The organism is Psychrobacter pacificensis, from assembly GCF_900101915.1.
Taxonomy (GTDB): Bacteria; Pseudomonadota; Gammaproteobacteria; order Pseudomonadales; family Moraxellaceae; genus Psychrobacter; species Psychrobacter pacificensis.
In genome coordinates, this window is the sequence record NZ_FNAL01000001.1 from 105,882 (window position 1) to 121,199 (window position 15,318).

The window sequence follows — 15,318 nt, forward strand, 5'->3', positions numbered from 1 at the left end:
GGTGGCTGTTTAGTGAGAACTCATAATCAATACTATGCGCAAAGAAACTATATTAATGCAGACAGTTTTTATGCTCGTATACCTAACAGTCAGGCTCTCGTAGCAAATGTTATCACGGTATTTGAACATCAACGCCTCACAGCCCACGATTTCGCGCATGTCTCTGACTTTCATTGGCTAATGGCGCAAGAATTTGCCGTGTTTACCATCAAGCGTAAACAAGGACAGTGGCAACTCAAGGTTGGGCATCATATAGGAATTATCCTTTTGCCTAGTGGTATGACACTTGAGCTATTGCCAAAACTGAATCAATCCACTGGATATAATAATATTGCTCAGACTCGTCACTGGGTACAAGGCATGTTATCTGACTTAACTCGTCTTGATGCGCGTCAAAGTCGTAAGCTGCCTAGCATGAAAAACCTAGGTCAATTTAGTGATCAGTCAATGCCATTATCTGTAGAGGCTCAGCCATTGTCAGACTGGTTATTAGAGCAGTTTTTGCAGCGCTTGGCTCACTATCAGCCAACCCAGCACTATCAGGCGCAGATCAATAACCAATCATCGCTACAAGGGCGCCTGCTCATCAAAGAGCAGCTTCGCTACAATAGTATGCAGCCGCATAAGTTTGTCTGTGAGCGTAGTGTGCTCAGTCAAGACATGTTGGCCAATCGCTTGATTAAGAGCGCATTGATATTGCTGATGCCGTTACTGCCTAGATCTATATGTACACCGCTCTTACGGCCATGGCAGCCGTTATTTGGGCTAAACCAGCGTGAACGACAGCGGCTAGCGTCAATATATACTCAAGCAAAACAGCAGTTAAGCGTCCTGCCATTACAAAAACAGCAGTTGCAAGCCGCACAGCAGTTGGTAGACCTAGCTTATTGGCTGTTACAGCAGTCAAATGCATCGACAGGTTATGGTATTGACCCCACTCGACCAAACCTACCTCAGCCAAGATTGTGTCTATTGATCGATATGAATCAGGCGTTTGAACAGTGGGCGAGTCAGCGTATCGCGTCGATGTTTCAGCAAGTGAGTAGCCATTATCGTGCTTTTTATCAAACCCAAAGTGTCTGGCTCAATGATAGCGAGGGTCAAGCATGCGTATCGATACGACCAGATTTGCTGATATATAAAACGGCTGATAATGATAATAACCAAAATCAGAGTGACACCGCGGTTAGTAAAGAGACAGTAAACGATTGCTATAGCCACGTCATCGATATCAAATGGAAATATCTGCCTCATGCTGGTGCTATTACTGCCAGTGATGCCTATCAGTTGACCAGTTATGCACAGGCCTATCAAGCAGGGCAAGGTTGGATGGTATATCCTGTATTAGGAGACAAGAGACGACCAGTGGCGCTTAAGCAGCAGATTTATCGTGACAATGGCGATAATAAAAGTAACATTAGCAGTGACATTAGCGATGGTACTAACAGTAACCACTCAAACCATGCGGATTTATGGCTAATACCGTTTGATGTGCTGACAGGTATGGTCAACGGTGATTTACCTGCGAATTTGAATGAAAAATAATGATTCCATCAATCATAAGAATCATAATTAACGAAGGTTTTTAAAGAGACTATTTTTATAAGAATGCCTTTTTTGAAAGAATTTAGAGATTATTTAAAATTAATCGAAAATAGGTGTTGACACAATCGCCTTTACCCCTTAATATGTGCACCTCGATAGCGAGGAACATTAACAAGTTAGCGGCATTGCCAACAACGAGTTAATTAACAAACTATCGTGATAATAGAGAATTTCGGAGTGTGGCGCAGTTTGGTAGCGCATCTGGTTTGGGACCAGAGGGTCGTAGGTTCGAATCCTATCACTCCGACCATCTATTTTAAGAGCCTTACAGGCTTTTTTTTTATGTATAATGATTTAGTTTCTGATATAGTAAAAGTTATATTATAGACTGAATGATATATATAAAAGTCCTCTAAGAGCGCCTGTAGCTCAGCTGGATAGAGCATCTCCCTTCTAAGGAGGTGGTCGCAGGTTCGAATCCTGCCAGGCGCGCCATTTAGCCTGCAAATCTTGCCTATTCTTTTGGCAATAGTTATGGCGGTTGTAGCTCAGTTGGTAGAGCCCCGGGTTGTGATCTCGGTTGTCGTGGGTTCGAGTCCCATCAGTCGCCCCATTTTATTTTGCATTGTCTGCATATAAATCCTATCTTTATACTAAACCTTATCGAATAAATAGCACTCGCCACTGTTGGCGTTTTTTTGTGCCTGCTTGATTTCTATTTCTCTGTATTATCCTATAATATTAAACGGTTAAAGCTTTCTGAACTTTTGATTGTTTAACAATTCACTGACTTCTTATTCATATCAATTTTGCGATAGGTTTTTCTTCAAAAACCTAAACCGACTGTGTCTACTCTACAATTTATTAGTACTGCTTATGAGTAAATAGACATCATGTTTTAAATCGGGCATTATGCTTAGGTCTTGATGCATCCTGCTGATTGAGACATCGTATTGGCTAGATCGAAAAAATTTAAAGCATTTTGGATACACACCCGCCTTTTTAAGATTTGTTGTTATTGACCCTGTATTATTGAGGAACTGATTGATGGACGCATTGAGCGTATTGCTACAGAATGTGCACCTATTTGAGACCAAGTATTATCGTTTGAATGGTGCTGGCAATTGGTCTTATTCTATGAGTAGAAAAGACACCATTTTATTTTACTTGGTGATGTCTGGTGGTTTTTGTATAGACGTTGGCAATGTCTTACGCGAAGCTCGTGCTGGTGATATGATTATGATCCCGAACGCGCATAAGCACGTAAGCTATGCACTCAATCATCATGGTGACGTGGCTGAACCCCTCGATGAATTACTGACCAATTGTCAAGATCGCACGCTTGAGATTGATGGCAATGGCGATCCTAATTCCTCATTGATTTTGATTGAATGTAAATACGATAAAGAGATGATTAGCCCTCTACTATCTGTGTTACCACCGATATTGCCTGAGCTCAATGATGCGGCTGATGGTCGGTTTGAGGTAATTGATGTGGAGATCAAGCTTTTGACCTTGGAGTCTGAGCGCGAACGCATGGGCAAAACAGCTGTGATCAATCATTGGGCAAGCATCATGATGATTGAATGTTTGCGCGTTTATATTGAAAGCTTACCTGAGGCGACTGAGAATTGGCTAAAGGCCATGAAAGATCCGTTTTTGACCAAGGCGCTTGCAGCGATGCATGAGGCGCCAAGTCAAAGCTGGACCATTCATAAGCTTGCAGAGGTGGCAGGTATGTCGCGCTCGAGCTTTGCTCAGCGCTTCAAAGACACGGTAGGGATGCCGCCGCTCACTTATTTGATTGATTACCGCTTGCGTTTGGCAGCACGCTATTTGCGCTTACAGCAAAATAGTATCAGCCGTATCAGCGATATGGTGGGCTATGCGTCAGATTCAACTTTTAGTCAGGCGTTCAAACGCGTTTATGGTGTCTCACCAAAAGCGTACCGTAAACAGTATCAACAACAAAAGATTGCATAAGTTATTATTTTAACGTCCTCAGTGTTCATTTATTAAAAGCGTTAAGGCGACCAAGGTATCCTTAACGCTTTTTTTGATTGATATATATCTAGCATTTGCCTAGGTAAAATACTTGGCAGTCAACTGGCGCTATTTTGGCTAGGCAAGGCTGACAATACGCTTGTGTTCAGGTACTATGGAATAATGAGTCGTCGAGGTGTGAGCGTTCATATTTGACGCATAATATGTGACTGTATATCCGTTGCATAAAAGGATCGAGACGATGTTTATTTTTGCTGCTGATGGTATGTTATGACTGAACCGACCGCAAAGCCAAGTACAGAAGCCAATAGCCACCAAGGTACTACTGCAACTGCTAAAAAAGAACAGAAATCTGATAAAGCTAATGCGCAAGATAACGTGCATGCTAGCAAAACGATGTTAGCTAATACGGCTGAGATGCCTGATAAAGCGGCATTATTAACGCTATTTACTTTGTCAGATACCCAGGAGAGCATTGATGAAGTAGGCGCTAGCGAACAGCCTGACACCGATACATCAACCATACAGCCTACTGCCAATGAGTCAAACGTGGCTGCGCAGCGTGTGGCTCTTTATCATACCCAGCACGAGCGCACTCGACTGCTATATATGGCATCCGCCAATACGCGCCCCACGTATTTAGTACAAACCCTCAAATCACAATTTGCAGAATATCAGCAGTATTTGCTTGCTCAGCAGCTTGATAAGCGTGGTTTGATGGATACAGAAATGCTTGAACGACTTTGGCAGCAGCTGCACGTGGTCGATGATATTATTGCAGATATCGTGCATCATATGCCCGCTCAGCAGCCAGCAGGTTGGCAGCTTACCACGCAGGATGGGCGCAACCCGCTGTGTTTTGCCACTGTCGGTAAGCTAAAACATGGCAAGCCAATCCGCGATCAAGGCAGTCTCAATAGCTACGTGCTTGGTCACTTTGGCGTGAGCAGCTTTACCTATGATCGGGGGTATTATATCGGTCACGTGGTTGGGTATTTATTCAGCTGTTATTTCTGCGCGCACTTATCTATCAGTTATGGTGTGGCAGCGCTCGGTCAGCAAGTCGTTGCTGATTATGACTATGCTAGTCTTGAGACGCCGCACATGGTCAGGCTGTTACAAGGTCTGGATGGGTATTGTAAAAAACGTGTCTATCAATTGGCAGTGATTTGTGCACGCTTGAGTGTGTTTGCAAGTGATAAACGCATTGAGAGAATGCTGATCGCTGAGGTCAATGACTTTGATAAAAAGTTACAGCAGCAGCATTTGGATGTTTTATTATTACAAGGCTTGATGCCTGACAGTAATGACTCAACGCCGCTTTGATATAGTCAATCCTAAATAAAACAGATACATTATATATCAAGGTGGAACTGGTCTAAATTTTCCTTGCGCGCTTTGCCTATGCATACAGAGGCTGCGAAAAATTTATCCCAGTCCCACTGTATCGTTTTTATACTGAATTCACTATAGATAGTTTTTATAGACATTACCCTTTTTGTTAAGCCATACATCCAAACCCCTACCTGTGACTTTTTTAGGATATCTGCCGCTATGCCCGCTTATCATTTTAAAGCGCTTGACGACCAAGGTAGTGTCCAAAAAGGCTTACTAGAAGGGGATTCTGCTCGGCAAGTTCGGCAGCAGCTGCGTGATAAGCAGTGGACACCAGTCGAAGTCAGTGCGGTCAATGACAGACAAAGCCAAAACAAAAGCCGCTATAAAAAACCATCTGCTTATGAGCTTGCATTACTCACACGCCAGTTAGCTGTGTTACTAGCGGCCGGTATTCCACTTGAAGAAACTTTGGCTGCTGTCGCTAAACAATCGCCAAAGACGCATATCAAATCTCTGATGCTGGCGGTACGCTCACATGTCCTCGAAGGCTTAAGCTTAGCACGAGCATTACAACAAGCCGCAAGTTTCCCGCCTCTATACATTGCCACGATTGCCGCAGGCGAAAAATCTGGTCACTTGGATTTAATCCTTAATCAGCTAGCCGACTACACCGAAAACCGCTTTGCCCTTCAAAAGAAAATCCAAGGGGCGATGGTCTATCCGATTGTACTGATGGTTATGGCAATTGGCGTGATCATGGGGCTGATGAGTTTTGTGGTGCCCAAAATTGTCAAAGTCTTTGAGCAGTCCGAACAGGCCTTGCCATTGATTACTCAAGTCGTTCTGACGTTATCAAATATCATTACGCAGTGGTGGTGGTTAATGCTGCTGGTATTGGCAGGTACTGCGTTTTTGTTTTATCGTTTTGCCCAAACGCAGGCTGGGAAATTGGCAATAGATAGTATGGTACTCAGGCTACCGATATTAGCCAGATTGTCTAAGGGATTGAATGCGGCACGTTTTGCTAGTACGCTTGCGATTTTGGTGCGTTCAGGGGTGCCGTTGATTGAGGCGCTACATATTGGTGCGGCAGTGACGACCAATCTGCACATCAAGCAAACGATCATGAGCGCTGCTGATAGGGTCACAGAAGGCTCAAGTTTATCCAGCCAACTCGAAAAATCCACTTACTTTCCGCCCATGATGGTACAAATGATCAAAAGTGGGGAGAACTCAGGCGAGCTTGAAAGTATGCTCAGTCGTGCCGCCACAATGCAGGAGGCGGAGGCCACCAATTTTATCAGTACCTTGCTATCATTACTTGAGCCTTTGATGCTGGTCTTGATGGGTGTGGTGGTGATGATTATCGTGATGGCAGTGATGCTACCAATCGTTAATATGAATGACTTGGCAGGCTAGTCAATAGTTAACTGACTAGCTGAAAAACAGCCGATATGCTCTTCTCAAATTATCAACTATCTGCATTTTTATCCTCTATTAATTACCTATCTTACTAAACCCTACGTTAGCTTTCTTAAGATTTGCTTACTGTTGTATATTGTTGACCAAGCAAGATTTTTGCTATGGTAAACCTAAGCACCACGTTATAGTGAAAGCGGGTCAAAACGATAGTGATAAATGTCGATGATTATTTGGTGACGGCTACTTGCTGCTGATTACTTGTTGCTGATGGTTACTTGGTATTGACTGTAATGACAATCTGAGCACAGCGCTGGATAAAAATAAAACCATGGTTTATAGTGACAATGATTTAGGGTTTTATTGATAAGCCCATAGACGCATGAGTGCTACTAGAACGCCACTTTTACTATTTACATAACTGTGATGACCAAAGCAATGACTATGACTGACACCCTTCAAGTAAATATTAGCCCAAAAAGTGCCAATACCAAAGATGACAATAATAATACTCAAGCCCATGGTGGCATTGTAAATGACCATCAGAGAGTCCATTCAATGACACATCGCAGCTTGATAGGTAAGTCTAGACAATCGGGATTTACGCTTATTGAGATTATGGTGGTTATCGTTATCTTGGCTATTCTTGCAGGCTTGGTCGTCCCAAAAGTAGTCGGGCAAAGTGACAAAGCGCGTGTCAAAACCACTGAAACCGCGCTCGCTACCGTCTCCAACGCGTTAGATATGTATAAAGTCGACAATTCACGCTATCCAACGACAGCGCAAGGGTTAGAGGCGCTTACCACACCGCCAAGTGACGCCAAAAACTATCCTGAAGGCGGCTATATAAAAGGTGGCTATCCAACAGATGGTTGGGAGAATGAATTGCAATATGTGTCGCCAGGTAGTGAAGGGCGAGCTTATGACTTGTTTTCTTTAGGTGCAGATGGACAGCAAGGTGGTGAAGGTCAGGATGCGGATCTTTATGCTCAGCTATAGAATTTAGCTTTGTCTGCATCTAAAAAATCTATACCAATAAAATATCGTTAAACGCACTTGCTATCGTGTAATTAACGACCTATCAATATCAACCAATATCTTTTTATTGGTTGATATTTTTTATCGATACGTAAAATAAATACCATCTGATATGACCCTTGTATTGAGGGTCAGTAGTTTTATCAGTAGGTGTATGTCCGTACTGCCAGTCACTGGAAGCTAACATCAAAGGTAATAACTTATGTCAATAAAAATACCAACACTACAATCAGTCGCTATCAATAAACGCGCTACTAAGCTCCATGTGCTTGCGTTTACTGTTGCAACCACCTCGTTGATGACAGCTTTATCAATGACATCAATCAGCGCACAGGCGGCAGGCTTGAACGACTTATTTAATAGTAGTAGCGCATCCCAATCAAAATTTTTACCAGTGGATAAAGCTTTCCAAGTGACTAGCAGCACCAAAGCGACCTCTAAGGGCACGCGTTTATCCATCACGTTTGATATCACGCCAGGACATTATGTCTATAAAGAGCAGCTCGCGTTAAGCTTTCCCAAAGGAATAAATGCGACACCATTTACCTTTAATCAGGCACCAGTGTCCATTGATGATCCAACCTTTGGTAAAGTTCCTGTATTTACGCAAAGGAGTGTTGTTGCCACCACGATGCTGACGACCAATAATGGTAAAGGTGCAAAAAATGCCCCGATTATCATTGGTTGGCAAGGCTGTGCAAAAGCTGGGCTATGCTACCCACCCGAAAAGATCAAAACTAAGGTAAATATTGCTGCGACACGTAGATAAGTATTGAGAAGTTTGATTCAAATATTGGTAATAACAGGTAGCTATTCATGCTCATGAAGATATCACAACAATCGGCATCATTGACTGCAAATACACATGCAAAAAAAGCGTATATCTTAGCATGTGTGATTGCTAGCGGCTCGCTATTGACAGGGTTGTTAGCGACGTCAACGACAGCGCAAGCGGCAGGATTGGGTGATCTATTCGGCAGCAGTCAAAATACAGCGCAATCGAAATTTTTGCCAGTAGATGAAGCCTTTCAGGTCAGTAGCAGTAGTGCCTCTACCAAATCAGGTACGCGTCTATCTATTAATTTTGATATCACGCCTGAGCATTATGTCTATAAAAATCAAATCAAACTGACGCTACCTGCGGGCGTGACGGCGGCACCTTTTACCTTTAACCAAAAGCCATATTCAATCGACGATCCGACATTTGGTAAAGTATTGGTGTTTGATCAAGCCAATATGGTCGCAACTACCACATTGACCAGTAACAATGGCAAAAACATCGATGAAGCAGCAGTTGTCATTGGTTGGCAAGGTTGCGCCAAAGCGGGATTGTGCTATCCCCCTGAAAAAATCAAAACCACTGTCAATATCGCAGCAGCATCGTCACAGAGCGCGACAAGTAATGCCAACACTGAAGCAGAACGTGCGTCTGTTGGCGAGACGGCCGCGAGCGACAATCTGACTGATGCGACGATATCTGCTGGGAATGCTGAAACGACATTTGCAACGACTGGTACTAGTAGCACCACGGCGCAAGCAGAACAAGCGCTGATGGATGAGGATGTTATTGATTATGATCTAATCGATGACAGTACTTTGGAGTACGACTCTTTAGATGGTAGCACTGCAACGACCACGATTTCTGGAGCAAACGCCAATGTATCAAGTGACGCGACCAATAGCGAGAATGTAAATGCTAGCAACCTTGTTGATGGTGATCCCTTTGGTTTGGCGTCTCATCCTTGGCTCGCATTGGTATTGCTATTTTTAGCAGGTCTAGGTTTGGCCTTGACGCCGTGTGTCCTACCGATGCTGCCCATCGTTGCCAATATTGTCGCCCGCGAGCAAAACCCAACGGTCAAACGCGGCGTCATCCTAACCACCAGTTACGCGATTGGTGTGGCGACTGCCTATGGTATTTTGGGCGCTGTAATTGCGGTATTTGGTGAGTCATTAGGTATTATTGGCTGGTTGCAAAATCCTATTATTTTGATTGGCTTTGCGATTGTTTTTGTCTTGTTAGCGCTATACATGCTGGATGCTTTTACTGTACGTTTACCGCAAGCACTCAGCCGAAAAATGCAAGGGCTTAGCCAAGCAGGCGACAGCAAGCTTGGTAGCACAGGCGGTAGTTTGATTGCTGGATTTTTATCTGCATTAGTCGTATCTCCTTGCGTCTCTGCGCCATTATTCGGTGCGCTACTGGCAGTCTCTACCATTGGTAGTCCGCTCTTGGGTTTCGCCGCCTTATTTATGCTGGGTTTTGGTTTGTCAGCACCGCTTATTTTAATTGGTGCTACTCAGGGCAAAATCATGCCGAAGGCAGGAGAGTGGATGAACTGGGTCAAGCAAGGTTTTGCCTTATTGCTCTTTGCCGTTGCTTTATTATTAATTGAGCGTGTCTTTATCTCACCCGTGATGCTAATGGTATGGGCATTATGGTTTATGGTTGTAGCGATGTGGGCGTGGAGCTGGATTGGCAGGAGACGCATGTTGACCCAAGCCATGAGTCTGATTGCTGGTATCTGGGCCGCTTGTCTGATCGTGGGTGCGGCATTAGGGAATGATGATAGCCTGCATCCATTAGCCTCGCTAAGCGCTGCGCCGACGATGATACCATTCGCGGCTGGTCAGCCGATGGGCAACGATAGTACGGCGACAGATGAGACTATTACCACACTTGCAGAGCTAGATACGATTGTTGCGGCAAATCCTAATGTCCTTGTCGATTTGACAGCAGATTGGTGTGTTGAGTGCCGTATCATGGATAAAAATTTATTTTATAATCGCCCAGCACAGATGCAAGACTGGCAGCTGGTGAGACTTGATATCACGGATACTACAGAAGACTCCAAAGCCGTTTTGTCACGCTACAAGCTGTTTGGCCCGCCAGCATTACTCTATTATCAAGATGGTCAATTGGTTAATCAGCAAGTGGGCGAAATCGGTCGCGTGGAGTTCGAACAAACCTTAACGACGCTAAATAACTGATGGCTCACAACCCGTACTTAATAACCTGAGTAATTCTTTTGCTAAAGCTTAATAATGAAAAAAAGCCAGCGTACGCCAATAATGGTACGCTGACTTTTTTCATCCCATAAAATTATTTTAATAATATCTTCTAAACGTTTGGTTTTACACACAATATGTCTTTTTAAGCAGATTTAATATATCGATAACGCTAGTATAGTGATTATATTTTCATTACAATAAAGTAACAATACTGAAGGGGTATATCAGTTTGTCATAACTGCTTCTGATGTTCTCATTTTTTCTAGTTTTTTAGCGGCGACGCTAACAGTTATATTAATTAACTCACATACTCTGCTGGCGATAATGCTGGTTAGATAAAGGACATTTATGTTTGCCCACATCACCACTCAGCGTCAATTACAACGTACTCATGTAATCAGTCGTAACGCCAGTAGTCGCACGATACATACTCATTTGAGTATTGCGGTTGCTATCGCGTTGAGTTGTACGGCGGTACAAGTACAAGCAGCTGACAATAGTCAAACTTATAACGAACTGCCAGTACCAGAAGCGGCGCTTGAATATGAAACCGTTGAGATGCCGCAGAGCGTAACCACACAGAGCGGTAAAGTAATCAGCAAAGAATTTATTGCGCAACAAGCGAAGCTGTTTTCTGAATGTACGCAAGTGCAGAGCAGTGCCGCTCGTTTGGCTTGTTTTGATAAGGTAGCTGAACAAGGTAAAACACCAAGCTACACCACGTCCAAACAACCAGTTGATTTGGCAAAAACATTCAAGACGACTATTTCGGGTAATCCACAAGTTGTTTTTGTGGAAGAGAACTCGACCAATACTTTCAGTGATGAGAGCGCGACTGCTAATCAACAGTCTGCTACTAATAGTTTGGATACGGTCACAGACAATCAGCAAGAGGCTCAAGTTCTAGAAAGTGTGGGTGTCACTCAAGCAGATATTGAAAAATACACACCACTCAGTTTGGCATATGATCTCGATCAAAACAGTGAGCGCGGTACTTGGACGGTAAGACCATACCGTCCGACTTATCTGCTGCCATTGTTTTACACTTTTGATCCTAATTTAAGCCCAAGCACCCCTTCTCAAGAAATTGAACCTTTTGACTCTAATGACATACGTGAGACGGAGCTAAAATTTCAGTTGTCTCTAAAGAGTAAAGTCGCAGAGGATTTATTCGATACCAGCGCTGATCTGTGGTTTGGTTATACCCAAGAGTCACATTGGCAGGTGTATAACGAAGACAATTCACGACCATTTCGTGCTACCGACTATCAACCTGAAATATTTTTGACTCAGCCTGTGACGGCAGATCTACCTTTCGGTGGACGTTTACGCATGTTAGGTGCGGGCGCTGTGCACCATTCTAATGGACAGGATGATCCATTATCACGTTCGTGGAACCGTGCTTATTTAATGGCAGGGGCCGAGTGGGGTAAGCTGTCAGTCATACCGCGTCTATGGGCTCGAGTAAATGGTAATAGCAGTAGCGACGATGACAACCCAGATATCGAAGATTACATGGGTTATGGCGATATCAAGTTCTTATATGATTTGCCTGCTGAGCAGAGCATTAGCGGTACCTTGCGCTACAATCCAAGCACCAATAAAGGCGCTGCCCAAATCGACTATATCTATCCATTGTCAGAAAACGTCAATGGTATGGTGCAGCTATTCCAAGGTTATGGCGAGTCCATTGTTGATTATAATCATGAGAATACCTCTATTGGTTTCGGTATCGTGCTGAATGACTGGAAAGGCCTCTAATATAAGCGAGTCTTACCATATTTATGATAATCAATAGTCTATGCACCGCTTAGTGCCTTATCAAACCGGACTGTGGCTGGCAGAGTATTTAAATGTACGCTGCCAGCTGTGTCGTATGTATAGAAGTACATCACAATCTCAGCTATTGATGCAGCATTCACAGGCTAATAGTAATGACGCATCGAGCGAACATTCTGAATTTTCCCTTTCAAGCAATCGATCCTCGTTCGCTCATATTTATCATCAAATCAATCACCGCTTAAATAGAGGTCTACTCTGCACTTATTGTCACAATAGTATCGCATGGCTGCCACAGCCTTTTGATGTTGACATTGCTGCTGGCAGGTCCTTATCTATCCAAGTATCTACCTATTATGAATATCCAATCCGTCAAGCGATTCGGGCGTTTAAGCATCATGAAGACATGACAAAATTGCCATTGTTGTTACATGCATTACGCCAGCTACCACGGCCACATGGCTGTCATCGTAATAATAGCGTGATTGTTGCCATGCCAACGACCAATCAGCGGCTAGTAAAACGAGGGTTTGATCCTGTCAGTATTTTATCAGCACAACTGTCAAAGCATTGGCAAATTCCTCTATGGCACGGTGTGGAGCGCATTGATGATACGGTCAGTCAGCAAGGGCTCACACGCGCTGAACGTCTAAGCAACCTAGATAACGCTTTTGCACTGACCGAAAAGCCTCCGGTAAAACGCTTACTATTGTTCGATGATGTCTCTACGACAGGCGCAAGCTTGCAAGCATTGGCACGTGCATTCATCTCATCTGAGCAAACAGTGACCATAAATGCTCAAAGCCATAACAATTATCATATTTCTGCCTATGCGTTAGCTCATGGCAGTCAGTCCTAAAAATCATCTATCTAATTGAAATTGTTAATATATTGCTAATATATCATCGTAACGCTATATTATTAAATACATATATATTTACTGGTCTATCAAGTATGTATTATTGTTCATCCGTATATAACATGAACAGAATGTTGTGGAACAAAAATTGCATATTATTAGTTAAGCTAACTATAAAACTATTAGCAAAACTGACACCAGATTTTAGTTATTTTAAAACAAAAACTGATCAGAGACAGACATTAGCAGTGCTAAATAGGGATTTGATGTGAACGCATCTATGAATAGTCTACCGACCTCGCTAAGAACAGCCAGTTTAGGGTTTACCTTGATTGAGCTCATGGTAACGATTGCTGTGCTAGCTATTATTGTGAGTATTGCTGCACCCAGTATCAGCACACAGCTTGCTAATCAGCGTGTTAAGTCGACGGCTGCGACGCTTGAGAATGCGTTAAAAGAGGCAAAAGTCGAAAGTGTTATTCGCCGTCAAGATATTCGAGTCGTATATAATAATAGTGCCAAAACCATTGTCTTGCAGAACACTAGTGGCACTGTGTTGGCGACTTATAATGTTAATTCTACAAGCACAGTATCTATCAATCCTAATACAGTAACTGCGGTGACTTTTCAACCAAATAAAGTGACATCTAACGTTGGCAAAGTTACTTATACTATTTGTGATAGCAGTGCAGTAGTAACACCACGACAAATTGAAGTTAACACAGTAGCAAGCATTAGTAACAAGAAGTTAGGAGGTACTTGCTAATGAAAAACATCAATAACCAGTATGGAGTGGGCTTAGTAGAGGTGCTAGTGGCACTGTTACTATTAGCAGTTGCAGTGCTTGGGTTTTCAGCTATGCAAATGACTGCTGTAAAAGCTACTGATGAAAGCCTCATGCGTACGCGAGCATTAACTATTATGAGAGGAGGCGCGGAAACAATACGTGCGAACTCAGGTGGAATAAGCGCTTTCAAAACTGCTGTAAATGGCAGTACTGATTCTATAACGATAGATGGTGTCACAATCACAAAAGATAGTTGTGTAAAAAATACAGCTGGAGCACCTGCTGCCACAGATAGCTGTACTATTGAGCAGCTAGGGGCACGTGATGGCTTGTTGATGAAATCATATGCGGTGCAAAATGATATTAAGTTGGGCTTAGTACCTAACGGCTGTCCTGGTACATCAGGTAATCAAGAGCGCCAATGCTTTGTAGCTAGCTGGGGTGATACTACTGTAACTCTAAGCGATAGTGATGCGAATGCCTGTGCCAATGCAAATGGCACTTATAAAAATGGTGCAGAGTGCTTTATTATGGAGGCCTACTGATGCCAAACCTTAACAGTTATGAGCGTAGTAATTGCGATCAGTCTGGTTTTACCTTAATAGAGTTGATGATTTCATTAGTCATAGGTTTGATTGTCTCAGCCGCTGTTATACAGATATACGTAATTAGTGTTAAGACGAGTAGCGTGCAATCTAGTGGTAGCGAGTTGCAAGACGCTAGTGTGTTTGGGCTACAGCAATTAGAAAAAAAAGTTCGCTTGGCTAATTTAGGAAACCCTATTAATAGAATAGATGGAACGACTGCAAAAGGTGGTATCGTCTTAACAGGTGCCAACCTTGGGGTTGCTACCACACCTTATACCGATACTGGTTATTTGACAAGGCGCGCAGGTGATCCTACTAGCGGTACAAATGGATGGACAGGCATCTCAAATACTACTGTTCCTAGTGATCAACTGACAATCCAATATACTAACATAACAGGTAGCCCGTTCAGTGATTGTGAGGGCTCGGCAGTTGAGGTAAATGATATCGCTATCGAGCGTTACTTTTTGCGACCTGCTACGAATGATAGCAGTAGTGGCGCTATTAAAAACCTAGTACTAGCGTGCGATGCTGGAAGGGTAGATTTTGCAGCAGGCAAGATTAGAACGATAAGTGGTACAGATCCGCGTAATTTTGGTCAAGCTGGTCAAGAATTTATTACTAATGTGGATCAGTTCAAGATCTTGTTAGGTGCCCAGTATGATTCGGGTAGTAATGCAGGTCAAATCATGTATTTACCAAGTAGTGCCTATTTGATAGATGCTAATAAACCAGCAATAACAGCAGTAAAAATAGGTTTAATCGTTCATGGTAGTACTCCTATATTAGGTAGTGATGATCAAACATCTTTCATGCTGTTAGGTCAAAATAATGTACTGAAGACAGACACTGCGCGCCAGAAGCAAGTACGTACGACTTATGAGACAACAACCTTCTTACGCAATGCTCGTGTAGTCAACGTAAAAACCAGCCTTTAAACTCTGGTAAGG

Annotated in this window: 12 protein-coding genes and 3 tRNA genes; all 15 read left to right on the forward strand. The window is 43.1% G+C overall.

What is annotated here, in order from left to right; translation table 11 throughout:
• Positions 1-12: 12 nt before the first annotated feature.
• The 15 genes from BLR43_RS00500 to BLR43_RS00575 all read left to right on the forward strand — a co-directional run bounded on the left by BLR43_RS00500 (position 13) and on the right by BLR43_RS00575 (position 15,306).
• A complete protein-coding gene (locus tag BLR43_RS00500; RefSeq protein WP_227674184.1) occupies positions 13-1,545 on the forward strand; it encodes an McrC family protein in 1,533 nt (510 codons plus the stop codon).
• A 233-nt stretch (positions 1,546-1,778) separates the two neighbouring features.
• Positions 1,779-1,855: transfer RNA gene (locus BLR43_RS00505), tRNA-Pro, on the forward strand.
• 108 nt (positions 1,856-1,963) lie between these two features.
• Positions 1,964-2,040, forward strand: a tRNA-Arg gene (locus BLR43_RS00510).
• 42 nt (positions 2,041-2,082) lie between these two features.
• Positions 2,083-2,158 (forward strand) — tRNA-His (locus BLR43_RS00515).
• A 434-nt stretch (positions 2,159-2,592) separates the two neighbouring features.
• Positions 2,593-3,528, forward strand: coding sequence for an AraC family transcriptional regulator (locus tag BLR43_RS00520; protein WP_093067474.1), 936 nt, complete (start codon positions 2,593-2,595; stop codon positions 3,526-3,528).
• 291 nt (positions 3,529-3,819) lie between these two features.
• A complete protein-coding gene (locus BLR43_RS00525; protein WP_093067479.1) occupies positions 3,820-4,875 on the forward strand; it encodes a hypothetical protein in 1,056 nt (351 codons plus the stop codon).
• Positions 4,876-5,103: 228 nt separating this feature from the next.
• Positions 5,104-6,306 (forward strand): type II secretion system inner membrane protein GspF, encoded by a 1,203-nt coding sequence (gene gspF, locus BLR43_RS00530; protein WP_093067484.1) that lies wholly within the window; start codon positions 5,104-5,106, stop codon positions 6,304-6,306.
• Between the two features lie 558 nt (positions 6,307-6,864).
• Positions 6,865-7,305 (forward strand): type II secretion system major pseudopilin GspG, encoded by a 441-nt coding sequence (gspG, locus tag BLR43_RS00540; protein ID WP_058025683.1) that lies wholly within the window; start codon positions 6,865-6,867, stop codon positions 7,303-7,305.
• Between the two features lie 241 nt (positions 7,306-7,546).
• Positions 7,547-8,113: a protein-disulfide reductase DsbD domain-containing protein gene (locus BLR43_RS00545; RefSeq protein WP_093067492.1), complete on the forward strand. Its 567-nt coding sequence runs from the start codon at positions 7,547-7,549 to the stop codon at positions 8,111-8,113.
• Between the two features lie 47 nt (positions 8,114-8,160).
• On the forward strand, positions 8,161-10,335 hold the full coding sequence (locus BLR43_RS00550) for a cytochrome c biogenesis protein CcdA (RefSeq protein WP_093067496.1): 2,175 nt from the start codon (positions 8,161-8,163) through the stop codon (positions 10,333-10,335).
• Positions 10,336-10,704: 369 nt separating this feature from the next.
• Complete coding sequence (locus tag BLR43_RS00555; protein ID WP_071002392.1) at positions 10,705-12,117, forward strand: phospholipase A; 1,413 nt, start codon at positions 10,705-10,707, stop codon at positions 12,115-12,117.
• A gap of 40 nt (positions 12,118-12,157) precedes the next feature.
• Positions 12,158-12,994 (forward strand): ComF family protein, encoded by an 837-nt coding sequence (locus BLR43_RS00560; RefSeq protein WP_227674182.1) that lies wholly within the window; start codon positions 12,158-12,160, stop codon positions 12,992-12,994.
• Between the two features lie 280 nt (positions 12,995-13,274).
• Positions 13,275-13,760: a GspH/FimT family pseudopilin gene (locus BLR43_RS00565; RefSeq protein ID WP_093067499.1), complete on the forward strand. Its 486-nt coding sequence runs from the start codon at positions 13,275-13,277 to the stop codon at positions 13,758-13,760.
• Positions 13,760-14,326 (forward strand): type IV pilus modification protein PilV, encoded by a 567-nt coding sequence (gene pilV / locus BLR43_RS00570; RefSeq protein WP_075105693.1) that lies wholly within the window; start codon positions 13,760-13,762, stop codon positions 14,324-14,326. The genes BLR43_RS00565 and pilV overlap by 1 nt, the downstream gene beginning before the upstream one ends.
• A complete protein-coding gene (locus BLR43_RS00575) occupies positions 14,326-15,306 on the forward strand; it encodes a prepilin-type N-terminal cleavage/methylation domain-containing protein (protein ID WP_093067503.1) in 981 nt (326 codons plus the stop codon). Before pilV ends, BLR43_RS00575 begins: the two co-directional genes overlap by 1 nt.
• Positions 15,307-15,318: the final 12 nt, after the last annotated feature.

Bases quoted from the DNA above. Each gene is read 5' to 3' on its own strand.
- BLR43_RS00520 (WP_093067474.1), top strand. From the start codon at position 2,593: ATGGACGCATTGAGCGTATTGCTACAGAATGTGCACCTATTTGAGACC.
- BLR43_RS00525 (WP_093067479.1), top strand. From the start codon at position 3,820: ATGACTGAACCGACCGCAAAGCCAAGTACAGAAGCCAATAGCCACCAA.
- gspF (WP_093067484.1), top strand. From the start codon at position 5,104: ATGCCCGCTTATCATTTTAAAGCGCTTGACGACCAAGGTAGTGTCCAA.
- gspG (WP_058025683.1), top strand. From the start codon at position 6,865: ATGACACATCGCAGCTTGATAGGTAAGTCTAGACAATCGGGATTTACG.
- BLR43_RS00545 (WP_093067492.1), top strand. From the start codon at position 7,547: ATGTCAATAAAAATACCAACACTACAATCAGTCGCTATCAATAAACGC.
- BLR43_RS00550 (WP_093067496.1), top strand. From the start codon at position 8,161: ATGCTCATGAAGATATCACAACAATCGGCATCATTGACTGCAAATACA.
- BLR43_RS00555 (WP_071002392.1), top strand. From the start codon at position 10,705: ATGTTTGCCCACATCACCACTCAGCGTCAATTACAACGTACTCATGTA.
- BLR43_RS00560 (WP_227674182.1), top strand. From the start codon at position 12,158: ATGCACCGCTTAGTGCCTTATCAAACCGGACTGTGGCTGGCAGAGTAT.
- BLR43_RS00565 (WP_093067499.1), top strand. From the start codon at position 13,275: ATGAATAGTCTACCGACCTCGCTAAGAACAGCCAGTTTAGGGTTTACC.
- pilV (WP_075105693.1), top strand. From the start codon at position 13,760: ATGAAAAACATCAATAACCAGTATGGAGTGGGCTTAGTAGAGGTGCTA.
- BLR43_RS00575 (WP_093067503.1), top strand. From the start codon at position 14,326: ATGCCAAACCTTAACAGTTATGAGCGTAGTAATTGCGATCAGTCTGGT.